31 protein-coding genes are annotated in these 25080 nt (G+C 41.7%); 30 read left to right on the top strand and 1 reads right to left on the bottom strand.

All coding sequences use genetic code 11. From position 1 onward, the window contains the following. Window positions 1–192 precede the first annotated feature (192 nt). The 13 genes from CJU60_RS19740 to rsmI all read left to right on the top strand — a co-directional run bounded on the left by CJU60_RS19740 (window position 193) and on the right by rsmI (window position 9481). Window positions 193–387, top strand: a complete 195-nt coding sequence (locus tag CJU60_RS19740; RefSeq protein ID WP_024123601.1) for a sigma factor G inhibitor Gin — start codon at window positions 193–195, stop codon at window positions 385–387. 141 nt (window positions 388–528) lie between these two features. Beyond that, window positions 529–1143 carry a 5-bromo-4-chloroindolyl phosphate hydrolysis family protein gene (locus CJU60_RS19745; RefSeq protein WP_095714723.1) on the top strand — a complete coding sequence of 205 codons (615 nt, stop codon included), beginning with the start codon at window positions 529–531 and terminating at the stop codon, window positions 1141–1143. A 17-nt stretch (window positions 1144–1160) separates the two neighbouring features. Beyond that, window positions 1161–2318 (top strand): toxic anion resistance protein, encoded by a 1158-nt coding sequence (locus CJU60_RS19750; protein ID WP_095714724.1) that lies wholly within the window; start codon window positions 1161–1163, stop codon window positions 2316–2318. Between the two features lie 83 nt (window positions 2319–2401). Next, window positions 2402–3841: an aminotransferase class I/II-fold pyridoxal phosphate-dependent enzyme gene (locus CJU60_RS19755; protein WP_095714725.1), complete on the top strand. Its 1440-nt coding sequence runs from the start codon at window positions 2402–2404 to the stop codon at window positions 3839–3841. After that, window positions 3838–4476 (top strand): dTMP kinase, encoded by a 639-nt coding sequence (gene tmk / locus CJU60_RS19760; RefSeq protein WP_095714726.1) that lies wholly within the window; start codon window positions 3838–3840, stop codon window positions 4474–4476. The genes CJU60_RS19755 and tmk overlap by 4 nt, the downstream gene beginning before the upstream one ends. 74 nt (window positions 4477–4550) lie before the next feature. After that, on the top strand, window positions 4551–4880 hold the full coding sequence (gene darA, locus CJU60_RS19765) for a cyclic di-AMP receptor DarA (protein WP_003218295.1): 330 nt from the start codon (window positions 4551–4553) through the stop codon (window positions 4878–4880). A 12-nt stretch (window positions 4881–4892) separates the two neighbouring features. Further along, window positions 4893–5333, top strand: a complete 441-nt coding sequence (locus CJU60_RS19770) for a YaaR family protein (RefSeq protein WP_024123606.1) — start codon at window positions 4893–4895, stop codon at window positions 5331–5333. An 11-nt stretch (window positions 5334–5344) separates the two neighbouring features. Next, the gene (holB, locus tag CJU60_RS19775) at window positions 5345–6334 is read left to right on the top strand and encodes a DNA polymerase III subunit delta' (protein WP_095714727.1); all 990 of its coding nucleotides are present in this window, start codon (window positions 5345–5347) and stop codon (window positions 6332–6334) included. 2 nt (window positions 6335–6336) lie between these two features. Continuing rightward, window positions 6337–7164 (top strand): competence/sporulation regulator complex protein RicT, encoded by an 828-nt coding sequence (gene ricT / locus CJU60_RS19780; protein ID WP_010332686.1) that lies wholly within the window; start codon window positions 6337–6339, stop codon window positions 7162–7164. 14 nt (window positions 7165–7178) lie between these two features. Next, window positions 7179–7538, top strand: coding sequence for a replication initiation-control protein YabA (yabA, locus tag CJU60_RS19785; protein WP_010332687.1), 360 nt, complete (start codon window positions 7179–7181; stop codon window positions 7536–7538). A gap of 60 nt (window positions 7539–7598) precedes the next feature. Continuing rightward, window positions 7599–8342: a tRNA1(Val) (adenine(37)-N6)-methyltransferase gene (locus tag CJU60_RS19790; RefSeq protein ID WP_024123608.1), complete on the top strand. Its 744-nt coding sequence runs from the start codon at window positions 7599–7601 to the stop codon at window positions 8340–8342. Then, window positions 8329–8628, top strand: a complete 300-nt coding sequence (locus CJU60_RS19795) for a GIY-YIG nuclease family protein (protein ID WP_010332689.1) — start codon at window positions 8329–8331, stop codon at window positions 8626–8628. The genes CJU60_RS19790 and CJU60_RS19795 overlap by 14 nt, the downstream gene beginning before the upstream one ends. Then, window positions 8603–9481, top strand: coding sequence for a 16S rRNA (cytidine(1402)-2'-O)-methyltransferase (gene rsmI, locus CJU60_RS19800; RefSeq protein WP_059334656.1), 879 nt, complete (start codon window positions 8603–8605; stop codon window positions 9479–9481). The genes CJU60_RS19795 and rsmI overlap by 26 nt, the downstream gene beginning before the upstream one ends. Before the next feature lie 49 nt (window positions 9482–9530). On the opposite strand, the gene abrB is transcribed toward rsmI, so the two are convergent. Beyond that, complete coding sequence (abrB, locus tag CJU60_RS19805) at window positions 9531–9821, bottom strand: transition state genes transcriptional regulator AbrB (protein ID WP_003226760.1); 291 nt, start codon at window positions 9819–9821, stop codon at window positions 9531–9533. Window positions 9822–10317: 496 nt separating this feature from the next. Here abrB and metG point away from each other — a divergent pair, with 496 nt between their 5' ends. The 17 genes from metG to fin all read left to right on the top strand — a co-directional run bounded on the left by metG (window position 10318) and on the right by fin (window position 25041). Next, window positions 10318–12312 (top strand): methionine--tRNA ligase, encoded by a 1995-nt coding sequence (metG, locus tag CJU60_RS19810; RefSeq protein ID WP_095714728.1) that lies wholly within the window; start codon window positions 10318–10320, stop codon window positions 12310–12312. 78 nt (window positions 12313–12390) lie between these two features. Continuing rightward, a complete protein-coding gene (locus CJU60_RS19815) occupies window positions 12391–13158 on the top strand; it encodes a TatD family hydrolase (RefSeq protein WP_069487699.1) in 768 nt (255 codons plus the stop codon). 245 nt (window positions 13159–13403) lie between these two features. After that, a complete protein-coding gene (locus tag CJU60_RS19820; protein WP_024123612.1) occupies window positions 13404–14627 on the top strand; it encodes a G5 and 3D domain-containing protein in 1224 nt (407 codons plus the stop codon). Between the two features lie 144 nt (window positions 14628–14771). Then, window positions 14772–15332: a ribonuclease M5 gene (rnmV, locus tag CJU60_RS19825; protein ID WP_044153503.1), complete on the top strand. Its 561-nt coding sequence runs from the start codon at window positions 14772–14774 to the stop codon at window positions 15330–15332. Beyond that, complete coding sequence (gene rsmA / locus CJU60_RS19830) at window positions 15325–16203, top strand: 16S rRNA (adenine(1518)-N(6)/adenine(1519)-N(6))-dimethyltransferase RsmA (protein WP_095714729.1); 879 nt, start codon at window positions 15325–15327, stop codon at window positions 16201–16203. Before rnmV ends, rsmA begins: the two co-directional genes overlap by 8 nt. Before the next feature lie 161 nt (window positions 16204–16364). Then, window positions 16365–17237, top strand: coding sequence for a sporulation-specific protease PrtG (gene prtG / locus CJU60_RS19835; protein WP_024123615.1), 873 nt, complete (start codon window positions 16365–16367; stop codon window positions 17235–17237). Between the two features lie 201 nt (window positions 17238–17438). Then, window positions 17439–17699 (top strand): biofilm formation stimulator Veg, encoded by a 261-nt coding sequence (gene veg / locus CJU60_RS19840; protein WP_024123616.1) that lies wholly within the window; start codon window positions 17439–17441, stop codon window positions 17697–17699. A 161-nt stretch (window positions 17700–17860) separates the two neighbouring features. Next, window positions 17861–18046 (top strand): small, acid-soluble spore protein, alpha/beta type, encoded by a 186-nt coding sequence (locus tag CJU60_RS19845; RefSeq protein ID WP_010332697.1) that lies wholly within the window; start codon window positions 17861–17863, stop codon window positions 18044–18046. A gap of 147 nt (window positions 18047–18193) precedes the next feature. Then, window positions 18194–19063, top strand: coding sequence for a 4-(cytidine 5'-diphospho)-2-C-methyl-D-erythritol kinase (gene ispE / locus CJU60_RS19850; protein WP_024123617.1), 870 nt, complete (start codon window positions 18194–18196; stop codon window positions 19061–19063). Window positions 19064–19118: 55 nt separating this feature from the next. After that, entirely contained in the window at window positions 19119–19976 is an 858-nt protein-coding gene (gene purR, locus CJU60_RS19855) for a pur operon repressor (RefSeq protein WP_095714730.1), read from the top strand. After that, window positions 19973–20350 carry a 2-iminobutanoate/2-iminopropanoate deaminase gene (gene ridA, locus CJU60_RS19860; RefSeq protein WP_003226738.1) on the top strand — a complete coding sequence of 126 codons (378 nt, stop codon included), beginning with the start codon at window positions 19973–19975 and terminating at the stop codon, window positions 20348–20350. The genes purR and ridA overlap by 4 nt, the downstream gene beginning before the upstream one ends. Before the next feature lie 194 nt (window positions 20351–20544). Then, the gene (spoVG, locus tag CJU60_RS19865) at window positions 20545–20838 is read left to right on the top strand and encodes a septation regulator SpoVG (protein WP_003218346.1); all 294 of its coding nucleotides are present in this window, start codon (window positions 20545–20547) and stop codon (window positions 20836–20838) included. Between the two features lie 191 nt (window positions 20839–21029). Beyond that, on the top strand, window positions 21030–22400 hold the full coding sequence (gene glmU / locus CJU60_RS19870; RefSeq protein ID WP_024123619.1) for a bifunctional UDP-N-acetylglucosamine diphosphorylase/glucosamine-1-phosphate N-acetyltransferase GlmU: 1371 nt from the start codon (window positions 21030–21032) through the stop codon (window positions 22398–22400). A 22-nt stretch (window positions 22401–22422) separates the two neighbouring features. After that, window positions 22423–23376: a ribose-phosphate diphosphokinase gene (locus CJU60_RS19875; RefSeq protein WP_003218353.1), complete on the top strand. Its 954-nt coding sequence runs from the start codon at window positions 22423–22425 to the stop codon at window positions 23374–23376. An 84-nt stretch (window positions 23377–23460) separates the two neighbouring features. Next, complete coding sequence (locus CJU60_RS19880; RefSeq protein ID WP_095714731.1) at window positions 23461–24078, top strand: 50S ribosomal protein L25/general stress protein Ctc; 618 nt, start codon at window positions 23461–23463, stop codon at window positions 24076–24078. Between the two features lie 105 nt (window positions 24079–24183). Beyond that, window positions 24184–24750, top strand: a complete 567-nt coding sequence (gene pth, locus CJU60_RS19885) for an aminoacyl-tRNA hydrolase (RefSeq protein WP_095714732.1) — start codon at window positions 24184–24186, stop codon at window positions 24748–24750. A 60-nt stretch (window positions 24751–24810) separates the two neighbouring features. Beyond that, complete coding sequence (gene fin, locus CJU60_RS19890) at window positions 24811–25041, top strand: anti-sigma-F factor Fin (protein ID WP_024123622.1); 231 nt, start codon at window positions 24811–24813, stop codon at window positions 25039–25041. Window positions 25042–25080 lie beyond the last annotated feature (39 nt).

The raw sequence follows: 25080 nt of genomic DNA on the forward strand, positions 1-25080 counted from the left end.
GCCGCCAAGCAAAAGGGTAAAACCCAGCTCATTGAGCTGGGTTTTTTGTTTGTCCAAGTACAAGTGAAATCAAAACAATACAAACACCGACAGCTTATATAGCCCATATACTGATCTCAAGATTCCAAAAGATCTAAATAATGTATACAATAACAGGTTTCAGGAAAGGCTAATTGTACGGAGGTGGGGACGATGGACGAAACGGTTAAACACCATCAAACATGTATTATTTGCGAACAAGAGAAAAGCAGAGGGATTCATCTTTATACAAAATTCATATGCTTAGATTGTGAGAGAAAAGTAATTTCTACAGCGACTTCCGATCCTGACTATGCCTTTTATGTCAAAAAATTAAAGAGCATTCATACACCGCCATTATATTCTTAGACCTGAGAAGGTCTTTTTTTGTACCATTTTTCACTTTATATAAAGCAGTGGATACGATAAAAGAACATGAAACTTGTTTAGGGACTAAACGTAGTAGATAATAATGTTAAATATGAAATACTCACAGGAGTCGATGAAGTGATGCATAGATTTCTTCAATTTTTGATATGGAGTTTCACAAGCAGTGCGACTTTTGTTTTCATAGGATTATTGAGTTTTTTTGGTTTAAACCAATCACTTTTTTTATCTTTCGTATATGGCGTCTCATCAGCAGCTCTCGTATACACAGCGGGTTTGTGGAATTCAAGACGGTTATTTCTTAAAAAACATGAACTGACGAGAAGAGAATATGCGTACATCAAGAAAAATCTTGAGGAAGCAAGGCAAAAAATAATTCGTCTTAGAAAAGCTTTATTTCAGGCGAAAAGTATCCAGATGTTTAAGCAAAATGCAGAGATGCTGAGACTTGTCAGAAGGATCTATATATTAACCAAAAAAGAGCCAAAACGGTTTTATCGGGCTGAGCGTTTCTTTTATCAGACTCTAGATTCTGTTGTGGAACTGACTGAGAAATATGCTTTTCTTTCTTCCCATCCGAAAAAAAACAAAGAGCTTTCGATGTCGTTGAGTAAAGTGCGTATCACACTTGCTGAATTGACGAAGCGTTTAGAAGAAGATTTAACTCAATTAATGGGCGACGAAATTGGTGAACTGCAATTTGAATTAGATGCAGCGAAGCATTCTTTGAAAAAATAACGGAAGGGGCAAGGACGGTGAATAAAGATCGAAGCGAACTTCAAATAGACGGATTGTTGGCAGACCCTTTTGGGGATATCGAAATACCAAAGGGGGAGGCTGTCGAATCAGAAAAGCAGCCAGTGCGGCTTGTCGATGTTCTGCCCGAAGAAAACAAAGAAAAAGCATACCAGCTGGCTGAACAGATTGATCATAACAATATGAACAGTATTGTCTTATACGGTTCACAAGCTCAGTCTAAGCTGCTGAATTTTTCTCATACGATGATTGATCATGTTCAAAAGAAGGACGTCGGGGAAATCGGTGAAATCCTTGGTGAGCTGATGAAAAAGCTGGAACAAGTAAATCCAGATGAACTGCAGTCTAAGAAAAAAGGTTTCTTGGCACGCATGTTTGGGAAAGTGTCTCATTCTCTTCAGGAGGTACTGTCAAAGTATCAAAAGACCAGTGTGCAGATAGACAGAATCAGTTTAAAACTTGAGCATTCAAAAAATGCATTACTCAGTGATAATAAGCTGTTAGAGCAGTTATATGATAAAAACAAAGAATATTTTTCTGCACTGAATGTTTATATTGCTGCTGGTGAATTAAAGCTGGATGAATTAAGAACGAAAACAATTCCTGAACTGAAACGACAGGCCGAGTCAAGTGAACATAATCAAATGGCCGTTCAAGAAGTAAACGATTTGATCCAATTTGCTGACCGACTGGATAAAAGAGTGCACGATTTGCTCTTGAGCAGGCAAATTACCATACAAAGCGCTCCGCAAATCAGGTTAATTCAAAATACGAATCAGGCATTAGCTGAAAAAATCCAGTCATCCATTGTAACTGCAATCCCGCTTTGGAAAAACCAAGTAGCGATTGCATTGACACTCTTACGGCAGCGAAACGCTGTGGATGCACAACAAAAAGTATCCGATACAACAAATGAACTTTTGCTAAAAAACGCGGAGCTTTTAAAAACGAATACAATTGAAACAGTGAAAGCCAACGAACGAGGGATTGTTGATATTGATACGTTAAAGAAGGTGCAGGAAAGCTTAATCAGTACGCTTGAAGAAACGCTGACGATTCAAGAAGAAGGGCGGCTCAAACGCCGACAGGCTGAAGAAGAGCTCATGATGATGGAAGGCGATTTGAAGCAAAAGCTGCTCGCGATAAAGGAAAGGTAGTTTACCAGTAAGTCTTAGCTTTAAGTTCTGTCATAGGAACGATATAATAAAGAGTAAGAATACACATTCAAGGGATTGTTTTAATGAACACACCTTTATATCATGCACTGATTCAACATGCGAGAAGGAATTCTCATTCATTTCACGTTCCGGGACATCACAATGGAGATGTCTTTTTTGATGAGGCTAAGACCATATACAACCCGCTTCTTACAATTGACCTGACTGAACTATCGGGGCTGGATGATTTGCATCATCCTTCAGGTGTAATTAAGGAAGCCCAAGATCTTGTCAGCCAATTGTATGGATCGGCAGAAAGTTTTTTTCTTGTGAACGGCACGACTGTCGGAAACTTAGCGATGATTTTATCAGTTTGTGATCCTGGAGATACGATCCTGATCCAAAGAAACTGCCATAAATCTGTCTTTCATGCTGTTGATTTGGCTGAAGCTGAGCCGGTTTATCTCGCACCTGACATTGATGAAATAATGCATGTGCCTACGCATGTTTCGCTTGATACGATAAAAGAAGCTCTAAAGGCATATCCAAATGCGAAGGGGTTGGTGCTGACCAATCCCACATACTATGGACATAGCGCGGATTTGACTGAAATCATTTCAGAGGCCCATCAATACGGGATTCCTGTGCTGGTGGATGAAGCGCATGGCGCACACTTTGTTTTAGGGGAGCCTTTCCCGGCTTCAGCGTTGCAAATGGGAGCAGATATTGTTGTTCAGTCGGCGCACAAAACGTTGCCTGCCATGACGATGGGGTCTTATTTGCACCTCAATAGCAACAAGATTGAACGGAACCGGGTAGCGGATTACTTGAATCGTTTACAAAGCAGCAGCCCGTCTTATCCGATAATGGCTTCATTGGATCTTGCCCGCGCTTATGTGCAGCATATGATAGAGGAACAAAAGCTTTCTGACGTTCTGCAGCATATTCAATCGATTAAACAAACGTTTGATTCACTTGCATATGCTGAAGCGGTTGAACCGGCCAATCAACGGATTACAACGGATCCGCTGAAGCTCACCATTCGTTCCAAATGCGGCCATTCAGGTTTTACACTGCAAAAAATATTAGAGCGTGTCAACATATTCACAGAGCTTGCCGATGAAAATCAGGTTTTGCTTGTTCTTCCCTTGGGAGGAAAAAGAAGAATTACTGCTGAAACGATTAAGAAAATCGATCAAGAGATCGAAAAGACTCCATCGGACCAGATGAATGTTTCTGCAGAATGGGGAGCACAGCCTATTACTGTAATGCCTTATTCAAAAAAGGTTTTAAACACGTTACAGAAAGAATATGTGGGTTTTGATAAAGCGGCAGGCCGGCTGAATGCAGAGGATGTTATACCTTATCCGCCGGGAATTCCGATGATTATGGCAGGCGAAAGAATCACAAGGGAAAGCGTGCAAAAGCTCAGCCGCTTGATCAGCATGAAAACGCATGTTCAAGGGAATATGAAAATCAATGAGAAGCAATTACTTGTTTATATAGAAGAGGAGAGATCATGAGCGGTTTATTTATTACATTTGAAGGTCCTGAAGGCGCGGGAAAAACGACTGTATTGCAGGAAATAAAAAAGATACTGGCAGCAGAAGGCCTTCAGGTTACAGCAACACGGGAACCAGGCGGCATAGATATCGCAGAACAAATTCGAGAAGTTATTCTAAACGAAAACAACACGTTAATGGATCCGAAAACAGAAGCTCTCTTATATGTAGCGGCAAGACGTCAGCATTTAGTTGAAAAAGTAACACCTGCTTTAGAGCAGGGGCATATTGTACTTTGTGACAGATTCATAGACAGTTCACTCGCATACCAAGGATATGCAAGAGGTCTTGGGATTGATGAGGTTCTTTCGATTAACCAATTCGCCATTGGGGATATGATGCCTCATGTCACAATTTATTTTTCAATTGATCCGGAAGAGGGCCTGAAGCGTATTGATGCGAACGGCTCTCGGGAGAAAAACCGGCTCGATCTGGAAAAGTTGAGCTTCCATACAAAGGTTCAGGAAGGTTATCGGGAGCTGATGAAACGTTTTCCAGAAAGATTTCATTCAGTTGATGCAGCACAATCGAAAGACCTCGTTGTTCAGGACGTTCTAAAGGTTATCAAAGAAGCGTTGAAAAAAATTCAATTGTGACCTGTTTCTCATTAGTTGATATAATAATGTAAACGAGATCATTGTTGTTTCCAATCTAAAGGAGGCCTTTACAGATGAAATTAATAGTGGCAGTTGTACAAGATCAGGACAGCAACAGACTTTTGAAAACTTTAACAGATCACAACTTTAGAGTCACAAAGCTTGCGACGACGGGAGGATTTCTTAAATCAGGCAATACAACGTTTATGATTGGTGTCGAGGATATTCGGGTCGATAAAGCATTGAGCCTCATTAAAGAAAACGGACAGAAACGTGATCAGATGATTGCTCCTGTATCTCCAATGGGCGGAAATGCTGATTCATATGTCCCTTATCCAGTCGAAGTTGAAGTTGGCGGAGCGACAGTGTTTGTCCTTCCAGTCGATGAATTTCATCAATTTTAAGGATTTGAAACTGTGAAAATTAATAAAGATATACGCACATTTATAGATAATAAGCAGCTTCCTTCTATGAAAACAGCTGAGATTTCAGCATCTTTTAAAACATCAATGGAGAACCAAAGCAGCAAATTGAAGTTTGATCAGCTGACCAGGATGTTAACGGACATAGAAGCATTTGGGAAAAGACTGACGAAATCACGAAATTTTAAAGACTTGGCAAGATTTAAAGGGCTTGTGAAACGTTTTGTCAAAGAAGCTGTTGACAGCGGCCTTTCACATGAAACGTCGAAAAGCTTTGATCTTTACGGAAACAGCAGAACGCTGGGACTTGTGAAAGAAATAGACGAGAAATTGATAAAGCTTACTGAAGAGATGATGGATCAGGAAAAACCGGCAATTGATTTGCTGGAGCGTATTGGCGAAATAAAAGGTTTATTGATTAACCTTTACACATAGAGAGTGATACAATGGCAATATCCTGGAAGGAAATGACCGAGCTTCAGCCCAGAGTAATGAAGCTTTTATATAATAGTATTGAGAAGGACAGACTATCACACGCTTATTTATTTGAGGGCAAAAAAGGAACAGGCAAGCTGGAGGCCGCAATGCTTCTTGCGAAAAGCTTTTTTTGTCTGGAAGACGGAGCAGAGCCTTGTGAGAACTGCAGAAATTGTAAGCGGATTGAGTCGGGGAACCACCCTGATCTCCATCTGGTCCAGCCTGATGGGTTATCGATTAAAAAGGCGCAAATTCAAGCGCTGCAAGAAGAGTTTTCTAAAACAGGGCTTGAATCGCATAAAAAGCTGTACATCATATCCCATGCAGATCAAATGACGGCTAATGCGGCAAACAGCCTGCTGAAGTTTTTAGAGGAACCGAACAGAGACACAATGGCCATCCTTATCACTGAGCAGCCTCAAAGGTTATTGGATACCATCATTTCAAGATGCCAAACCCTTCCTTTTCAGCCTTTGCAGCCCAAAGCAATTGAAGACCGACTGATAGAACAGGATGTCTTGCCTCATATGGCGAGGCTCCTGGCGAACATGACCAACAATGTAGCAGAAGCAGTCGAATTAAGTCGAAATGATGAGTTTGCAGAGTCTAGAGCGAAAGTGATAAAATTGTATGAAGTCTTACACCAGCGGAAAGGACATGCCTTTTTCTTTATTCAAGATCAATGGATGCCCTTTTTCAAAGAAAAAACCCATCAAGAAATGGGTCTTGATATGCTCTTATTGATATATCGCGATGTGTTGTCCATCCAAATAGGAAATGAAGATAAATTGATTTATCAAGACTTATTCCAATCAATAAAACAGCATGCGCTACAATCAACACAACAAAGCGTTACGAACCAGATACTTGCTGTTTTAGAAGCAAAGAAACGGCTTCATTCCAATGTGAATGTGCAGGGATTAATGGAGCACTTGGTGTTAATGTTGCAGGAGGGATAAGCTTGTACAATGTAATTGGCGTCCGCTTTAAAAAAGCGGGTAAAATATATTATTTCGATCCGAATGGATTTCATATAGAACAAGACAGCTGCGTAATTGTAGAAACTGTCAGAGGTGTTGAGTACGGCCAGGTTGTTGTCGCGAATAAACAGGTGGATGAGCATGATGTTGTGCTTCCGCTCCGTAAAGTGATACGCGTGGCTGACGAGCGCGATCTTCTCATTGTAGAAGAAAATAAACAAGAAGCTTTATCAGCATTTGAAATATGCCAAAAGAAAGTGATAGATCACGGCTTGGATATGAAGCTGGTCGATGTGGAGTTTACGTTTGACCGTAATAAAGTGATTTTTTACTTCACTGCTGACGGCCGAGTAGACTTCAGAGAACTTGTAAAGGATTTAGCCTCCATCTTTAAAACAAGGATTGAGCTTCGCCAGATTGGGGTGAGAGATGAGGCAAAAATGCTCGGAGGAATCGGCCCTTGCGGCAGAATGCTTTGCTGTTCAACATTCCTCGGAGATTTTGAACCTGTGTCCATTAAGATGGCGAAGGATCAGAACCTATCCTTAAATCCAACAAAGATTTCTGGTCTTTGCGGACGTCTGATGTGCTGTCTGAAATACGAAAACGATGAGTATGAGACTGCAAAGGAACAGCTTCCGGATATAGGGGAAATGATTACGACAGCAAACGGGCCTGCAAAAGTCGTCGGGCTGAATATTCTGGAACGGGTGCTTCAGGTGGAACTGATGAACCGTGAAAAAGTGATAGAATATACTTGGGAAGAGCTCTTGGAAGAGGGCGTCGTATCCGCACAAACCACAGATTAACGAGGTGTGGAACCTTGGATAAAAAAGAGTTATTTGATACCGTCATTAACTTAGAAGAACAAATCGGCTCGCTTTACCGGCAGCTGGGGGATTTAAAGCAGCATATCGGTGAGATGATTGAAGAAAATCATCATTTACAGCTTGAAAATAAGCATTTGCGTAAACGGCTGGACGATACGACGCAGCAGATTGAAAAGTTTAAAGCTGATAAAAAAGAATCAAAAACACAGAAAACAGAGCAAGCTGATATAGGGGAAGGATATGATAATCTGGCACGTCTGTATCAGGAAGGATTCCATATCTGTAACGTCCACTATGGAAGCGTCAGAAAAGAAGATTGTCTTTTCTGTCTGTCATTCTTAAATAAAAAATAAGGAAAAAGGCTTCCGCATCAGACGGAAGCCTTTTTCAAAGGTGCTGGAAAGGATAAGAAAATGGTTTCATTACATGACGATGAAAGATTAGATTATTTGCTGGCAGAGGATATGAAGATTATACAAAGTCCAACGGTGTTTGCTTTTTCATTGGACGCCGTGCTTCTCTCCAAATTTGCGTATGTTCCGATTCAAAAAGGGAAAATTGTTGATCTGTGCACTGGCAACGGTATTGTGCCGCTGCTGCTGAGTACAAGGTCAAAAGCCGACATTCTTGGAGTTGAAATTCAGGAAAGACTCCATGATATGGCTGTCCGCAGTGTGGCGTATAATGAGCTGCAGGATCAAATTCAAATCATACATGATGATCTGAAAAACATGCCTGAAAAGCTGGGGCATAATAGATATGATGTTGTTACCTGCAACCCGCCTTATTTTAAAACACCGAAACAGGCCGAACAAAATTTGAATGAACATCTCCGTATCGCACGACATGAAATTCACTGTACATTGGAGGATGTCATTTCAGTCAGCAGTAAATTGCTAAAGCAAGGAGGAAAGGCGGCGCTTGTTCACCGTCCGGGCCGGCTTCTCGAAATTTTTGAATTGATGAAGGCTTATCAAATTGAGCCGAAGCGTGTTCAGTTTGTCTATCCGAAACAAGGGAAAGAAGCCAATACCATTTTGGTTGAAGGCATAAAAGGCGGGCGTCCAGATTTGAAAATACTTCCTCCGCTGTTCGTGTATAACGAACAAAATGAATATACAAAAGAAATCAGGACCATTTTATATGGAGACAAATAACCATTTCTTTTATGTTGTACAGTGCAAAGACAACAGCTGGTATGCAGGGTATACCAACGATCTGCAAAAACGGCTGAAAACTCACAACGATGGAAAGGGCGCAAAGTATACAAAAGCAAGACGCCCGGTTGATTTAATTTTTGCTGAGGCTTTTGCAACAAAGCGGGAAGCCATGCAGGCGGAATATTACTTTAAAAAACTGACCCGCAGAAAAAAAGAGCTTTATATAGAAGAAAAACGGAACAGCAAGGAGGCTGTATATGTTAAGGCGCCAGATGAGCTTTAATGGAAAGTCGGATATGGGGATTCTTTATTTGGTTCCGACACCTATCGGAAATCTAGAGGATATGACATTTCGTGCGATCGAAACGCTTAAATCAGTGGATGCGATTGCTGCAGAAGATACGAGGCAAACAAAAAAGCTTTGCCATGTATATGAAATTGAAACACCGCTTGTCAGTTATCACGAACATAATAAAGAAAGCAGCGGCCACAAAATCATTGAATGGCTGAAGTCCGGGAAAAACATAGCGCTGGTCAGTGACGCCGGACTGCCGACAATTTCTGATCCTGGAGCGGAAATCGTCAAGGACTTTACGGAAATGGGCGGTTATGTTGTTCCTCTGCCGGGGGCCAATGCCGCATTAACAGCGCTGATCGCTTCAGGAATTGTACCGCAGCCTTTCTTTTTCTACGGATTTCTCAACAGGCAGAAAAAAGAAAAGAAGAAAGAACTCGATGTCCTCAAAAAACGGCAAGAAACGATTATTTTTTATGAAGCACCTCACCGATTGAAGGAAACCCTGTCTGTGATGTTAGACATATTAGGAGATCGGGACATTGCGGTGACCCGTGAACTCACTAAGAAATATGAAGAGTTTATAAGAGGAACAATATCCGAAGTGATAGACTGGGCAAATGAGGATCAGATCCGCGGTGAGTTTTGTCTTGTGGTCGAAGGCAATAAAGCTGAGGAAGCAGATGAAGAAACACATTGGTGGGAGAACCTATCTGCAAAAGAACATGTCGAGCATTACATCTCAAAGGGAGCGACATCAAAAGAAGCCATTAAAAAAGCGGCTGTAGATCGTAACGTCCCAAAACGTGAAATGTATGATGCATACCATATTCAGCAATAAAAAAAACGTTCTTGTGTCATAACAAGAACGTTTTTTGTGTAAAAAATGATTATTTAAGGTTTTGAAGCTGGTTTTGGATTTCGCTGATGATTTGCTCAGCGCCTTCTTTGCTTAGTACCAATTTGCCGCCAGCAAGTTTAAGGTTATCGTCAGAAACTTCACCAGTTACTTGGCAAGTCATGTTTGGTTTATATTTTTTAAGGATGATTTTTTCATCATCAACATAAATTTCAAGAGCATCTTTTTCTGCGATTCCAAGAGTACGACGCAGTTCGATAGGAATCACTACACGTCCTAATTCATCAACTTTACGTACAATACCAGTAGATTTCATAAACATTCTCCTCCCAAGAGATAATTATTGTTTAAATTATATTTTTCTTCGTCATTATTCGACAAAATCCTTACCTTCATAGCATAACAAGGTTTCCAATAATCGTCAATCCTTTTGTTTACTATTGATTGTAAGATTTAGTTCTTATAGTCAGTAATGGCTTTGAAAATACCGGAATAACAGCATTTTATAATTTTCTAATAAAGCTATTATCCTATGAAAAATCCTTTTAAATCAAGACTTTCGAACCAAGGTTTTTTATACCGTAAGATTATATACGACAAAATTCGACATGAACAGACTTTTTTTATTTTCATTAAACATTTTTAATTTTAATTATTCTTTTTAGGGGCATACGTATATATCCTTGATCTTAAAGGCTAAGATGGTATCATAGATAAAGGATAAATATAAAAATAGGTAATCATATATGATTTGCACTTATCGCCGCTCTCGTCCTTTGGGCGGGAGCTTTTTGACATTCTGATTGGGAGGTTTCAAGATGCCGCAAGAAAACAATACATTTTACATTACAACACCGATTTATTATCCGAGCGGAAAATTACATATCGGCCATGCGTATACAACAGTCGCGGGTGACGCAATGGCTCGCTACAAACGATTAAAAGGCTTTGATGTTCGCTATTTAACGGGAACGGACGAGCATGGGCAGAAGATTCAGCAAAAAGCTGAACAGGAAAACATTACGCCTCAGGAGTATGTGGATCGCGCAGCGGCAGATATTCAGAAACTGTGGAAACAGCTTGAAATCTCAAACGATGACTTTATCCGCACAACTGAAAAACGGCATAAAGTCGTCATAGAAAAGGTGTTTCAAAAGCTTCTTGATAACGGGGACATCTATCTTGATGAATACGAGGGCTGGTACAGTATCCCTGATGAAACATTCTATACGGAAACTCAGCTTGTGGATATTGAACGAAATGAAAAGGGTGAGGTTATTGGCGGGAAAAGCCCTGACAGCGGGCACCCTGTTGAATTGATCAAAGAGGAATCCTATTTCTTCCGTATGGGGAAATATGCTGACCGTCTTTTAAAATTCTATGAAGAAAACCCAACCTTCATTCAGCCGGAGTCACGTAAAAACGAGATGATTAACAACTTCATCAAACCCGGCCTTGAGGATTTAGCTGTTTCACGCACCACATTTGACTGGGGTGTGAAGGTGCCGGAAAATCCAAAACATGTTGTGTATGTTTGGATCGACGCACTATTCAACTATTTAACAGCACTCGGTTATGATACAGAAAATGATGAGCTATATCAAAAATATTGGCCTGCCGATGTTCATTTAGTTGGTAAGGAAATTGTGCGATTCCATACCATTTATTGGCCGATTATGCTGATGGCTCTGGATCTTCCGCTGCCGAAGCAAGTATTTGCGCATGGCTGGCTTTTGATGAAAGACGGAAAAATGTCGAAATCCAAAGGCAATGTTGTTGATCCAGTCACACTCATCGAACGCTACGGTTTAGACGAGCTTCGTTATTACCTGCTTCGCGAAGTGCCATTTGGATCTGACGGTGTCTTCACGCCGGAAGGTTTTGTTGAACGGATTAACTATGACTTAGCGAATGATTTAGGTAACCTTTTGAATCGTACTGTTGCTATGATCAATAAATATTTTGACGGGCAAATCGGTTCTTATAAAGGTGCCGTAACGGAATTTGACCAGACGCTTTCTTCCGTGGCTGAGGAAACAGTGAAATCATATGAAAAAGCAATGGAAAATATGGAATTCTCGGTGGCTCTTTCAACGTTATGGCAGTTGATCAGCCGTACTAATAAATACATTGACGAAACGGCTCCATGGGTTCTTGCCAAAGATCCTGAAAAAGAAAAAGAACTGCAGTCGGTTATGTATCACCTTGCTGAATCATTGCGTATTTCAGCCGTACTGCTTCAGCCGTTCCTGACAAAAACACCGGTAAAAATGTTTGAGCAGCTGGGTATCACGGCTGATGCTTTAAAAGCTTGGGACAGCATTACTGCTTTCGGCCAGCTTAAAGATACAAAAGTGCAAAAAGGCGAACCGTTATTCCCGCGTTTAGAGGCAGAAGAAGAAATTGCATACATCAAAGGGAAAATGCAGGGCTCAGCTCCAGCTAAAGAAGAGAAAAAAGAAGAAGAGCCGCAAGAGGTAGACCGTTTACCTGAAATTACGATCGATCAGTTCATGAATGTCGAACTTCGTGTGGCAGAGGTCATCGAAGCAGAGCCAGTGAAAAAAGCAGACCGCTTACTGAAGCTCCAACTTGATCTAGGCTTTGAGAAACGCCAAGTCGTATCCGGCATTGCAAAACATTATAAGCCTGAGCAGCTTATTGGAACAAAACTCGTATGTGTAACAAATCTAAAACCGGTTAAGCTGAGAGGAGAGCTTTCTCAAGGAATGATCCTTGCAGGAGAAGCAGACGGCGTATTAAAAGTCGTATCCATCGATCAGTCCTTACCAAAAGGCACAAGAATTAAATAATGATAAACAAAAGGTGTTTCACGTGTAACAATTCGTCGAACACCTTTTGTGTTTCGACAAGAAAGGAGCTTTTCATTTATGTTATTTGACACACATGCGCATTTAAATGCAGAACAATACAACACAGATCTAGAAGAGGTTATTGAGCGGGCGAAAGCTGAAAAAGTGGACCGTATTGTAGTCGTCGGTTTTGACCGGCCGACCATTACCCGGGCGATGGAAATGATTGAGGAATATGATTTTATTTATGCTGCCATCGGCTGGCACCCAGTTGATGCCATTGACATGACAGAGGAAGATTTGGCTTGGATTAAAGAGCTTTCTGCTCATGAAAAAGTGGTAGCGATAGGAGAAATGGGCCTGGATTATCATTGGGATAAATCTCCTAAAGATGTTCAAAAAGAAGTATTCAGAAAACAAATTGCCTTGGCGAAAGAGGTCAATCTTCCTATTATTATTCACAACCGTGATGCGACAGAGGATGTTGTTGCCATTTTGAAAGAGGAAGGCGCAGACGAAGTCGGCGGCATCATGCATTGCTTTACGGGCAGTATCGAAGTTGCAAGAGAATGTATGAAGATGAATTTTTATTTGTCATTTGGCGGTCCTGTCACCTTCAAAAATGCGAAGAAACCGAAGGAAGTTGTAAAGGAAATTCCGAATGATAGGCTGCTGATTGAAACTGACTGTCCGTTTCTTACACCAACTCCTTTTCGAGGGAAAAGAAATGAGCCAAGCTATGTAAAATATGTGGCGGAGCAGATTGCTGAATTAAGAGGAACAACCTTTGAAGAAATTGCATCAATCACGACTGAAAATGCAAAAAGACTTTTCCGTATAAACTGACAAAAAACGCTAGCAGGTTTTGTAAGAGCTTGTCCGTTCCGGCGTTTTTCCATAAAAGTTCTACATGCTTTCTTCTCCTCATAGGATAGGTTTGTCGACAAGTCTTTCTTCCGTTTCTCGGTGTGTTTCAGGATAATGAAGAAGACACTGAGCTTTTAGGAGAAGGAGAAGGGAGGGTTGACAGCCTTTTAGATACTCTATATAATCTCTCCGAGGAGAAGGAGGCGTTTTTCATCACACAAAAAATGAAAAAGCTGTTTTCCGTAAAGCTTAGCAAAAGCAAAGTCATTCTGGTTGCTGCTTGTTTGCTGCTGGCGGGAAGCGGGACTGCGTACGCAGCTCATGAGCTGACGAAACAATCAGTCTCAGTTTCTATCAACGGCAAAAAGAAAAATATACGCACACATGCAAAAACAGTCGGTGATCTTTTAGAAACACTCGATATAAAGACAAGAGACGAAGATAAGATCACACCTGCTAAAAAGACACAGATAACAGCAGATATGAATGTTGTGTATGAGGCTGCAAAACCTGTGAAGCTTACTTTAAACGGGGAAGAAAAGACATTATGGTCAACAGCAAAAACGGTCGGTGCATTACTGGACGAACAAGATGTTGATGTGAAAGAACACGATCAAATTGATCCTGCAATAGATACAGAAGTTTCGAAAGACATGAAAATTAACATAGAACCTGCGTTCCAAGTCACTGTGAACGATGCGGGGAAAGAAAAGAAGATCTGGACGACTTCGACTACGGTCGCTGACTTTTTAAAACAGCAAAAGATGAACATAAAAGACGAAGATAAAATCAAGCCTGCGTTAGACGAAAAGCTAACGAAAGGAAAGGCTGATATTACAATAACTCGTATCGAAAAGGTCACCGATGTAGTTGAAGAGAAAATAGCGTTTGATGTGAAAAAACAAGAAGACGCTTCTCTTGAAAAAGGGCAAGAAAAGGTCGTCCAAAAAGGAAAAGAAGGCAAGCTCAAAAAACATTATGAAGTCGTAAAGGAAAACGGCGAAGAAGTTTCCAGAGAGCTTGTAAAAGAAGAAACAGCCGAGCAAAGCAAAGATAAAGTGGTTGCGATCGGCACAAAGCAAAGCAGTCCGAAGATTGAAAAGGTCAGTGCTTCTGGCGATTCAAAACCAGTTGTGTCTCGGAGCAATGAATCAACCGGCAAAGTCATGACAGTATCATCTACGGCTTATACGGCAAGTTGCAGCGGATGTTCAGGACATACGGCTACAGGCGTTAATCTGAAAAATAATCCTAATGCAAAAGTCATCGCAGTAGATCCAAATGTCATTCCGCTAGGCTCAAAAGTCCACGTTGAAGGATATGGATACGCTGTTGCTGCTGATACGGGCTCAGCGATTAAAGGCAATAAAATAGATGTCTTTTTCCCTGAGAAATCATCGGCTTACCGATGGGGAAATAAAACAGTTAAAATTAAAATCTTGAATTAATATATACTTATCTATACAGAGGGTTTTGCGCCCTCTGTTTTTTTCGTTATAATAGACGAAGTGTATTTTCTGCTTATTAGACGCTCGAAATATGAAAAAGTTTCATCAATATACAAAAGTTTTTATTTTGTCTTGGAGGAAATAATGAAAATTAAAGAGATCATTGTGGTCGAGGGGCGTGACGATACGGCCCGCATCAAATTGGCTGTTGATGCAGACACAATTGAAACAAATGGTTCAGCCATCGGTGATCATGTGATTGAACAAATCCGTTTGGCTCAGGAAACCAGAGGAGTCATTATCTTAACGGATCCGGATTTCCCGGGAGAAAAAATACGAAAAACCATTTCCGAGGCTGTACCTGGCTGTAAGCATGCATTTTTGCCAAAGCATCTTGCGAAACCTAAGAACAAACGGGGAATTGGCGTAGAACACGCATCGATTGAAAGCATCAGGGCATGTTTAGAAAACGTGCACGAAGAAATGGAAGCACAGCCGAGTGAAATTTCTGCTGAAGACCTGATTCACGCCGGGCTGATTGGCGGATCTGAAGCAAAGCGCCGCCGTGAACGTCTTGGTGATTTGCTGAAAATCGGATATACAAATGGCAAACAGCTTCAAAAACGGCTGCAAATGTTTCAAATTAAAAAAAGTGATTTTATGAGTGCGCTCGATACCGTCATGCGGGAGGAACAGAATGAATAAAGATATTGCGACACCGAATAGAACGAAAGAGATACTGAAGAAATACGGTTTTTCTTTTAAAAAGAGTTTGGGACAGAATTTCTTAATCGATACGAACATTTTAGACAGAATTGTCGACCACGCCGAAGTGACAGAGAAAACCGGTGTCATTGAAATCGGCCCGGGAATCGGGGCTTTGACTGAACAGCTTGCCAAGCGGGCGAAAAAGGTCGTGGCATTTGAAATTGATCAGCGTTTATTGCCGATCCTTAAAGACACGCTCTCCCCTTATGACAATGTCACTGTCATTCATCAAGATGTGCTTAAGGCTGACGTCAAATCGGTCATTGAAGAGCAATTTAAGGACTGTGATGAGGTGATGGTTGTAGCCAACCTTCCTTATTATGTGACAACGCCGATTATCATGAAGCTGCTTGAAGAAAACCTTCCGCTGAAGGGGATTGTCGTTATGCTGCAAAAGGAAGTGGCCGAACGTATGGCAGCTGATCCTTCATCTAAGGAATACGGTTCACTTTCTATTGCTGTGCAATTTTATACAGAGGCCAAAACGGTGATGATCGTTCCGAAAACGGTATTTGTTCCTCAGCCTAATGTAGATTCAGCAGTCATTCGGCTGATTCGCCGCGACGGCCCGGCAGTGGATGTAGAAAACGAAGCCTTTTTCTTTCAGTTAATTAAGGCGAGTTTTGCTCAGCGCCGTAAAACATTGCTTAATAACTTAGTGAACAATCTGCCTGATGGAAAAGCAAAAAAACCAACGATCGAGCAAGTGCTGGAAGAAACGAATATTGACGGCAAGCGCCGAGGTGAATCCTTGTCTATTGAGGAGTTCGCTGCGCTGTCTAACGGATTGTACAAAGCCCTTTTTTAAAAGGGCTTTTTGTTTTCGCACCACATGGACTGCCGCTACATAGGCTAGAGAAGGACCTTAAAATTCAATGATAAGAAAAACTTGCACTCAGCGAAAAAAGGCGCTTTTCTCAAGGCTCTTTCTTTCATGATGAGGCTTAGTCTATGTGTGGAGTGAGGAACGTGCAATTTCAAATAGGGGATATGGTAGCCAGAAAATCCTATCAAATGGATGTTTTGTTTCGCATTATAGGGATAGAGCAAACAAGTACAGGGAATTCAATCGCCATTTTGCATGGTGACGAAGTCAGGCTGATTGCTGATGCGTATTTTTCTGATTTGGTGGCCGTGCAAAAAGATGAGCAGCTGATGCGAAAAAAGAAAGATGAAAGCAGAATGAATGAATCACTTGAGTTGCTCCGTCAGGATTATAAACTGCTGAGAGAGAAACAGGAGTACTATGCGACAAGCCAGTATCAGCATCAGGAGCATTATTTTCATATGCCGGGCAAGGTGCTTCATATGGACGGTGATGAGGCGTATTTAAAAAAATGTCTGAGTGTCTATAAAAAAATCGGTGTGCCGGTTTATGGCATTCATTGCCACGAAAAGAAAATGTCTGCTTCTATAGAAGAATTGCTCGACAAATATCGACCTGACATCCTGGTGATTACCGGGCATGATGCATACTCCAAGCAAAAGGGCGGCATTGATGATTTGAGCGCATACAGACATTCAAAACACTTTGTCGAAACAGTTCATAAAGCCCGAAAAAAAATCCCTCACTTAGATCAGCTTGTTATTTTTGCGGGGGCTTGCCAATCCCACTTTGAATCACTAATAAGAGCGGGGGCGAATTTCGCGAGTTCTCCTTCAAGAGTAAACATTCACGCTCTTGATCCTGTATATATCGTAGCGAAAATCAGCTTTACGCCTTTTATGGAACGAATCAATGTATGGGAAGTGCTTCGGAATACACTGACAAGAGAGAAAGGACTTGGAGGCATTGAAACAAGAGGAGTACTGAGGGTCGGAATGCCTTATAAGTCCAATTAACCCCGGATAGATGATTTATTCGGGGTTTTTATTTTGCATAATGATACATAATTTACCGAAACTTGCGGAAAATATTTGAGGAATCATAGAATTTTGTCAAAATAATTTTGTTGACAACGTCTTATTAACGTTGATATAATTTAAATTTTATTTGACAAAAATGGGCTCGTGTTGTACAATAAATGTAGTGAGGTGGATGCAATGGCGAAGACGTTGTCCGATATTAAAAGGTCGCTTGATGGAAATTTAGGTAAAAGGCTGACGTTAAAAGCAAACGGTGGCCGCCGAAAAACGATTGAGCGCTCGGGCATTTTAGCTGAGACGTACCCTGCTGTTTTTGTGATACAACTAGATCAAGACGAGAACTCGTTTGAAAGAGTTTCATACAGTTATGCTGATATTTTGACTGAGACTGTTGAGCTGACATTTAATGATGACGCGGCAAGTTCAGTAGCATTTTAACGGGCAGTGAACTTTTTGTTTACTGCTTTTTGTTTTGCCTTTTTTTGGTTTCCATTAATTCTCTCGATATTTTCACTGTCATTAAACAAAAGATAAAAACGGTCACATTTTATCGTGACGTGCACGAATCGTTATCATCTCTAAAAAAGGGGTTGTTTCGTTTGGGCAGACGTCGTGGAGTTATGTCAGATGAGTTTAAATATGAGCTGGCTAAGGACCTTGGTTTTTACGACACTGTAAAAAATGAAGGTTGGGGCGGCATTCGTGCCCGCGATGCCGGTAACATGGTAAAACGGGCAATTGAAATCGCCGAACAGCAAATGGCTCAGAATCAGAATAACCGATAAGGAATGTGACCCGGGGGACGTATGGTTCCCCGGTTTTTGATTTTGGATGTAAATACATAATAGCTCCAATATGGATATGTTCATCCCGTACTTCAAATGTGATACAATGTTCATACTTATGTTTAGATGGAGAAGTAGGTGAAAGCTATGCGTATTTTAGAAAAAGCGCCAGCCAAGATCAATCTGTCACTCGACGTTACCCGAAAACGCCCGGATGGTTATCATGAAGTCGAAATGATTATGACGACAATTGATTTAGCGGATCGGATTGAATTGACGGAGCTGGCAGAAGATGTAGTGAGGGTTTCATCCCACAACCGCTTTGTGCCCGATGACCAAAGAAACTTAGCTTATCAGGCTGCCAAGCTCGTCAAAGACAGATACAACGTGAAAAAGGGAGTTTCCATTATGATCACTAAGGTGATCCCGGTGGCTGCAGGCCTTGCTGGCGGAAGCAGTGATGCGGCGGCAACACTCAGAGGACTGAACAGACTGTGGAATTTAAATCTTTCTGCAGAAACGCTGGCGGAGCTGGGAGCGGAAATTGGCTCAGACGTCTCGTTTTGCGTCTATGGCGGAACTGCGCTTGCTACCGGACGCGGTGAAAAGATCAAACACATCAGCCCGCCTCCGCATTGCTGGGTCATTTTGGCGAAGCCGACAATCGGCGTTTCCACGGCCGAGGTCTACAGACAGCTGAAGCTTGATGAGGTGGAACACCCGGATGTAAACGGTATGATTGACGCGATTGAGGAAAAGAGCTTTCAAAAGATGTGCAGCCGTTTAGGCAATGTGCTTGAGTCTGTCACGCTTGATATGCATCCTGAAGTTGCGATGATCAAAAACCAGATGAAACGCTTTGGCGCAGATGCTGTGTTAATGAGCGGAAGCGGCCCGACTGTGTTTGGACTGGTTCAGTATGAGTCTAAGGTACAGAGGATTTATAACGGGTTAAGAGGCTTCTGCGATCAGGTATATGCGGTGAGAATGATCGGCGAACAGAACGCTCTTGATTAAATCCGTATGTTAAGTTATATTGATCTTAAAATATTCGGATTTTGGGGGTAAGTTCATGAAGTTTCGTCGCAGCGGCAGATTGGTGGACTTAACAAATTATTTGTTAACCCATCCGCACGAGTTAATACCGTTAACCTTTTTTTCTGAGCGGTATGAATCTGCAAAATCATCGATCAGTGAAGATTTAACAATTATAAAGCAAACCTTTGAGCAGCAGGGGATTGGTACCTTGCTTACTGTTCCCGGTGCTGCCGGAGGTGTCAAATATATTCCGAAGATGAAGCAGGCTGAAGCTGAAGAATTCGTTCAGACACTTGGACAGTCATTGGCAAATCCTGAGCGTATCCTTCCGGGCGGTTATGTGTATTTAACGGATATCTTAGGAAAGCCATCTGTTCTCTCCAAGGTTGGAAAGCTGTTTGCTTCTGTATTTGCGGAGCGCGAAATTGACGTTGTCATGACCGTTGCCACGAAAGGCATCCCTCTTGCGTATGCAGCTGCAAGTTATCTGAATGTGCCTGTCGTCATTGTGCGCAAGGATAACAAGGTAACTGAGGGCTCCACGGTAAGCATTAATTACGTGTCGGGCTCCTCAAACCGCATTCAAACGATGTCACTTGCAAAAAGAAGCATGAAAACGGGTTCAAACGTACTCATTATTGATGACTTTATGAAAGCAGGCGGCACAATTAATGGTATGATTAACCTGTTGGATGAGTTTAATGCGAATGTCGCGGGGATCGGCGTCTTGGTCGAAGCCGAAGGAGTAGATGAACGTCTTGTTGATGAATATATGTCACTTCTAACTCTTTCAACGATCAACATGAAAGATAAGTCCATTGAAATTCAGAATGGCAATTTTCTGCGTTTTTTTAAAGACAATCTTTTGAAGAATGGAGAGACAGAATCATGACAAAAGCAGTCCACACAAAACATGCCCCAGCGGCAATTGGACCTTACTCACAAGGGATCATCGTCAATAATATGTTTTACAGCTCAGGCCAAATTCCTTTGACGCCTTCAGGCGAGATGGTAAACGGTGATATTAAGGAGCAGACGCATCAAGTATTCAGCAACTTAAAAGCGGTGTTGGAAGAAGCGGGTGCTTCTTTTGAAACAGTTGTAAAGGCAACTGTATTTATCGCGGACATGGAACAGTTTGCGGAAGTGAACGAAGTGTACGGACAATATTTTGACACGCACAAACCGGCGAGATCTTGCGTTGAAGTTGCGAGACTTCCAAAGGATGCATTAGTCGAAATTGAAGTGATTGCGTTAGTAAAATAATAAGAAAAGTGATTCTGGGTAAACTCGGAATCACTTTTTTATTTACCTTATGTCCGAAATAAAAGCGTTATGACCTAATTGTGTATGTATATCCTATTTTTTCAAAAAATATTTTAAAAAACAGCAGGAATTCAGAAAAAATCGTGGAATTGATACACTAATGCTTTTATATAGGGAAAAGGTGGTGAACTACTGTGGAAGTTACTGACGTAAGATTACGCCGCGTGAATACCGATGGTCGCATGAGAGCGATTGCATCCATCACGCTGGATCACGAATTTGTTGTTCATGATATTCGTGTGATTGATGGAAACAATGGTCTTTTCGTTGCGATGCCGAGTAAACGCACCCCTGATGGAGAGTTCCGCGATATTGCTCATCCTATTAATTCAAGCACGCGAGGAAAAATTCAAGATGCCGTGTTAAATGAGTATCATCGTCTGGGTGACACTGAAGCATTAGAATTCGAAGAAGCTGGAGCTTCTTAAAAAATAACCAAAAAGCAAGGACTGCTGATAGGGCTGAGACAAGCCTTTTTCCGGCAGTCCTTTTTTAATTCTGATTTTTCAAACTAAAATGCACCCATAGAAAATTCTTGCACTTCATGAAGTCTCCTTGAAATCAACTGATATTTAGGATATATTTTTCTATGGATAAAAGGGATATTGGAGGCCATTAAATGGATAAGCGGTTTGCAGTTGTTTTAGCGGCTGGACAAGGAACAAGAATGAAATCAAAGCTTTACAAAGTCCTTCATCCAGTTTGCGGTAAGCCTATGGTAGAGCACGTCGTAGACGAAGCCTTAAAGTTATCTTTAACGAAGCTTGTCACGATTGTCGGACATGGTGCGGAAGAAGTGAAAAAGCAGCTTGGTGATAAAAGCGAGTATGCGCTTCAAGCAGAACAGCTTGGCACTGCTCATGCTGTAAAACAGGCACAGCCATTTCTTGCTGACGAAAAAGGTGTAACGATTGTCATTTGCGGAGATACGCCGCTTTTAACAGCGGAGACAATGGAAGCGATGCTGAAAGAACATACACAAAAAGAAGCAAAAGCTACGATCTTGACTGCAGTTGCAGAAGATCCGACTGGATACGGCCGAATCATTCGCGGTGAGAGCGGAGCGGTTCAAAAAATCGTGGAGCACAAGGACGCTTCAGAGGAAGAACGTCTTGTGACTGAAATCAATACTGGAACGTATTGTTTTGATAATGAAGCTCTATTCCGGGCCATTGACCAAGTATCGAACGATAATGTTCAAGGCGAGTATTATTTGCCGGATGTGATAGAGATCCTCAAAAATGAAGGCGAAACTGTTGCCGCTTACCAGACTGGTAACTTCCAAGAAACGCTCGGAGTTAATGATAGAGTTGCTCTTTCTCAGGCTGAATTGTTTATGAAAGAGCGGATTAATAAACGGCATATGCAAAATGGCGTTACGCTGATTGACCCGATGAATACGTATATTTCTCCTGAAGCTGTCATCGGAAGCGATACTGTGATTTATCCTGGAACTGTGATTAAAGGTGAGGTGCAAATCGGAGAAGATACGATTATCGGCCCTCATACTGAGATTATGAATAGTTCAATTGGCAGCCGTACGGTGATTAAACAATCGGTAGTCAATAACAGTAAAGTGGGGAATGATGTAAACATAGGACCTTTTGCTCACATCAGGCCTGATTCTGTCATCGGGAATGAAGTGAAGATCGGGAATTTTGTTGAAATCAAAAAGACGCAATTCGGAGACCGAAGCAAGGCTTCTCATTTAAGCTATGTCGGGGATGCCGAAGTAGGCACAGACGTCAACTTGGGCTGCGGTTCAATTACTGTCAATTATGATGGAAAGAATAAATATTTGACGAAAATTGAAGACGGCGCATTTATCGGCTGCAACTCCAATTTGGTTGCCCCTGTCACAGTCGGAGAAGGCGCTTATGTAGCGGCAGGCTCAACTGTTACGGAAGATGTACCTGGAAAAGCACTTGCTATTGCTAGAGCGAGACAAGTAAATAAAGACGATTATGTGAAAAATATTCATAAAAAATAATCCTAAATTCGGAGGTTTATCCATGTCTAATCAATACGGAGATAAGAATTTAAAGATTTTTTCTTTGAATTCTAATCCAGAGCTTGCAAAAGAAATCGCAGATATAGTTGGAGTTCAATTAGGGAAGTGTTCTGTCACAAGATTTAGTGACGGGGAAGTCCAAATTAATATCGAAGAAAGTATTCGCGGATGTGACTGTTACATCATCCAGTCTACAAGTGACCCCGTTAACGAGCATATTATGGAACTGTTGATTATGGTAGATGCGTTGAAACGCGCTTCTGCAAAAACCATTAACATTGTGATTCCTTATTACGGTTATGCGCGTCAAGACAGAAAAGCTAGATCCCGTGAGCCAATCACAGCAAAGCTTTTCGCAAACCTGCTTGAAACTGCCGGTGCGACTCGTGTCATTGCGCTTGATCTGCATGCACCGCAAATTCAAGGATTCTTTGATATACCGATTGACCACTTAATGGGTGTTCCGATTTTAGGAGAATATTTTGAAGGCAAAAACCTTGAAGATATCGTCATTGTTTCACCAGACCACGGCGGTGTGACACGTGCCCGCAAACTGGCTGACAGACTAAAAGCGCCGATTGCGATCATTGATAAGCGCCGTCCGAGACCGAATGTGGCAGAAGTCATGAATATTGTAGGTAATATCGAAGGGAAGACCGCTATCCTTATCGATGATATCATTGATACTGCCGGCACCATTACACTTGCAGCTAATGCGCTCGTTGAAAATGGAGCAAAAGAAGTTTATGCATGCTGTACACATCCGGTACTATCAGGACCTGCTGTTGAACGGATTAATAACTCAACAATTAAAGAGCTTGTTGTGACAAACAGCATCAAGCTTCCTGAAGAAAAGAAAATTGAACGGTTTAAGCAGCTTTCAGTCGGACCGCTTCTGGCTGAAGCGATTATTCGCGTTCATGAGCAGCAATCTGTCAGCTACCTGTTCAGCTAAACCGATTTTGAAAGGTTTAAACCTTTATCGTTATGGGTATTGTTTCTAATAGGACAATAAAACGATAATAGGATGGTGCTGAATATGGCAACGTTAACGGCAAAAGAAAGAACAGGTTTCACCCGTTCGTCTCTTCGGGATATCCGTACTTCAGGACATGTTCCAGGTATCATTTATGGAAAAGACACGGCAAACAAACCGGTATCCTTAGACAGTGTGGAACTTATCAAAACACTGAGGGATGAAGGCAAGAATACAGTCATTACACTCGACGTCAACGGAGAGAAGCACGCTGTCATGGTAACAGAGCTGCAAACGGACCCGCTGAAAAATGAGGTCACTCATGCCGACTTCCAAGTAGTCAATATGAGTGAAGAAATTGAAGTGGAAGTGCCGATTCATCTGACCGGAGAAGCAATTGGAGTGAAAAATGGAGGCGTATTGCAACAGCCGCTTTACGCTCTTACCGTGAAGGCGAAGCCAAAAGCAATTCCGCAATCGATCGAGGCAGACATTTCTGGTCTTGATGTAAATGATGTACTCACGATTGAGGACTTGCCTGCCGGCGGTGACTACTCCTATAATCACGAATCAGATGAAGTTGTGGCTTCTATTCTTCCTCCGCAGCAGCAGGATGCTGCAGAAACAGATGCTGAGGAAACTGCCGATGCTCAGCCTGAAGGTGAAAACAAAGATCAATAATAGCTTAAGGCGTAACCCTCCCGCGGTTACGTCTTTTGTGCTAGAATGAGAAGAATTATAGCCCGTATTAGAACGGGAGCTTATGTGACTAAGGGAGGATTTTCCATGCTTGTAATTGCCGGCCTCGGAAACCCGGGAAAGAACTATGAAAATACACGGCATAATGTCGGATTTATGGCAATAGACCAGCTTTCGAAGGAATGGAATATTGAGCTGAACCAGAGCAAATTTAACGGATTATATGGAACCGGATTTGTTTCCGGCAAAAAGGTTCTACTTGTTAAACCGCTTACATATATGAATTTATCAGGAGAATGTTTGCGGCCTTTAATGGATTATTATGATGTAGACAACGAAGATTTAAAAGTTATTTATGATGACCTTGATCTGCCGACTGGCAAGATCCGTCTAAGAACGAAAGGCAGTGCGGGCGGGCATAATGGCATCAAATCACTGATCCAGCATCTCGGAACGCCTGAGTTTGATCGCATCCGCATCGGAATCGGGCGGCCTGTGAACGGGATGAAGGTGGTTGATTATGTTTTAGGCACTTTTTCAAAGGATGAAACACCAGCAATTGAAGAAGCGATTGAAAGGTCCGTTAAGGCTTGTGAGGCTTCTCTCAGCAAACCGTTTTTAGAGGTTATGAACGAATTCAACGCGAAGGTATAAAATACATAATCAAAGTCCATACTACACCAAAATGACTTTTTCATCAGGAGGGTCCCTTGTATGGCTTTGCATTATTATTGTCGTCATTGCGGAGTAAAAGTTGGAAGTCTGGAATCTTCCATGGTATCGACAAACTCACTTGGATTTGAGCACTTAACAAACGAGGAAAGAAACGATATGATTTCATATAAAGACAATGGAGATGTCCATGTTCTTACAATATGTGAAGATTGCCAAGAGGCGCTTGAACGAAATCCGCATTACCACGAACATCACACATTTATTCAATAAAAAGCTTTGGTGTAGACACTAGACCAAAGCGTTTTTCTG

The organism is Bacillus sp. 7705b (assembly GCF_002289525.1).
Lineage (GTDB): Bacteria > Bacillota > Bacilli > Bacillales > Bacillaceae > Bacillus > Bacillus halotolerans.

What these genes read in the sequence shown, in the direction of transcription:
- CJU60_RS19755 (WP_095714725.1), top strand. Translation starts at nt 2,402, where the DNA reads ATGAACACACCTTTATATCATGCACTGATTCAACATGCGAGAAGGAAT.
- rsmI (WP_059334656.1), top strand. Translation starts at nt 8,603, where the DNA reads ATGTTAAGGCGCCAGATGAGCTTTAATGGAAAGTCGGATATGGGGATT.
- fin (WP_024123622.1), top strand. Translation starts at nt 24,811, where the DNA reads ATGGCTTTGCATTATTATTGTCGTCATTGCGGAGTAAAAGTTGGAAGT.
- purR (WP_095714730.1), top strand. Translation starts at nt 19,119, where the DNA reads ATGAAGTTTCGTCGCAGCGGCAGATTGGTGGACTTAACAAATTATTTG.
- tmk (WP_095714726.1), top strand. Translation starts at nt 3,838, where the DNA reads ATGAGCGGTTTATTTATTACATTTGAAGGTCCTGAAGGCGCGGGAAAA.
- holB (WP_095714727.1), top strand. Translation starts at nt 5,345, where the DNA reads ATGGCAATATCCTGGAAGGAAATGACCGAGCTTCAGCCCAGAGTAATG.
- CJU60_RS19875 (WP_003218353.1), top strand. Translation starts at nt 22,423, where the DNA reads ATGTCTAATCAATACGGAGATAAGAATTTAAAGATTTTTTCTTTGAAT.
- CJU60_RS19740 (WP_024123601.1), top strand. Translation starts at nt 193, where the DNA reads ATGGACGAAACGGTTAAACACCATCAAACATGTATTATTTGCGAACAA.
- rsmA (WP_095714729.1), top strand. Translation starts at nt 15,325, where the DNA reads ATGAATAAAGATATTGCGACACCGAATAGAACGAAAGAGATACTGAAG.
- pth (WP_095714732.1), top strand. Translation starts at nt 24,184, where the DNA reads ATGCTTGTAATTGCCGGCCTCGGAAACCCGGGAAAGAACTATGAAAAT.
- metG (WP_095714728.1), top strand. Translation starts at nt 10,318, where the DNA reads ATGCCGCAAGAAAACAATACATTTTACATTACAACACCGATTTATTAT.
- darA (WP_003218295.1), top strand. Translation starts at nt 4,551, where the DNA reads ATGAAATTAATAGTGGCAGTTGTACAAGATCAGGACAGCAACAGACTT.
- ridA (WP_003226738.1), top strand. Translation starts at nt 19,973, where the DNA reads ATGACAAAAGCAGTCCACACAAAACATGCCCCAGCGGCAATTGGACCT.
- CJU60_RS19880 (WP_095714731.1), top strand. Translation starts at nt 23,461, where the DNA reads ATGGCAACGTTAACGGCAAAAGAAAGAACAGGTTTCACCCGTTCGTCT.
- CJU60_RS19815 (WP_069487699.1), top strand. Translation starts at nt 12,391, where the DNA reads ATGTTATTTGACACACATGCGCATTTAAATGCAGAACAATACAACACA.
- CJU60_RS19820 (WP_024123612.1), top strand. Translation starts at nt 13,404, where the DNA reads ATGAAAAAGCTGTTTTCCGTAAAGCTTAGCAAAAGCAAAGTCATTCTG.
- ispE (WP_024123617.1), top strand. Translation starts at nt 18,194, where the DNA reads ATGCGTATTTTAGAAAAAGCGCCAGCCAAGATCAATCTGTCACTCGAC.
- abrB (WP_003226760.1), bottom strand. Translation starts at nt 9,821, where the DNA reads ATGTTTATGAAATCTACTGGTATTGTACGTAAAGTTGATGAATTAGGA.
- veg (WP_024123616.1), top strand. Translation starts at nt 17,439, where the DNA reads ATGGCGAAGACGTTGTCCGATATTAAAAGGTCGCTTGATGGAAATTTA.
- CJU60_RS19745 (WP_095714723.1), top strand. Translation starts at nt 529, where the DNA reads ATGCATAGATTTCTTCAATTTTTGATATGGAGTTTCACAAGCAGTGCG.
- rnmV (WP_044153503.1), top strand. Translation starts at nt 14,772, where the DNA reads ATGAAAATTAAAGAGATCATTGTGGTCGAGGGGCGTGACGATACGGCC.
- glmU (WP_024123619.1), top strand. Translation starts at nt 21,030, where the DNA reads ATGGATAAGCGGTTTGCAGTTGTTTTAGCGGCTGGACAAGGAACAAGA.
- CJU60_RS19795 (WP_010332689.1), top strand. Translation starts at nt 8,329, where the DNA reads ATGGAGACAAATAACCATTTCTTTTATGTTGTACAGTGCAAAGACAAC.
- CJU60_RS19790 (WP_024123608.1), top strand. Translation starts at nt 7,599, where the DNA reads ATGGTTTCATTACATGACGATGAAAGATTAGATTATTTGCTGGCAGAG.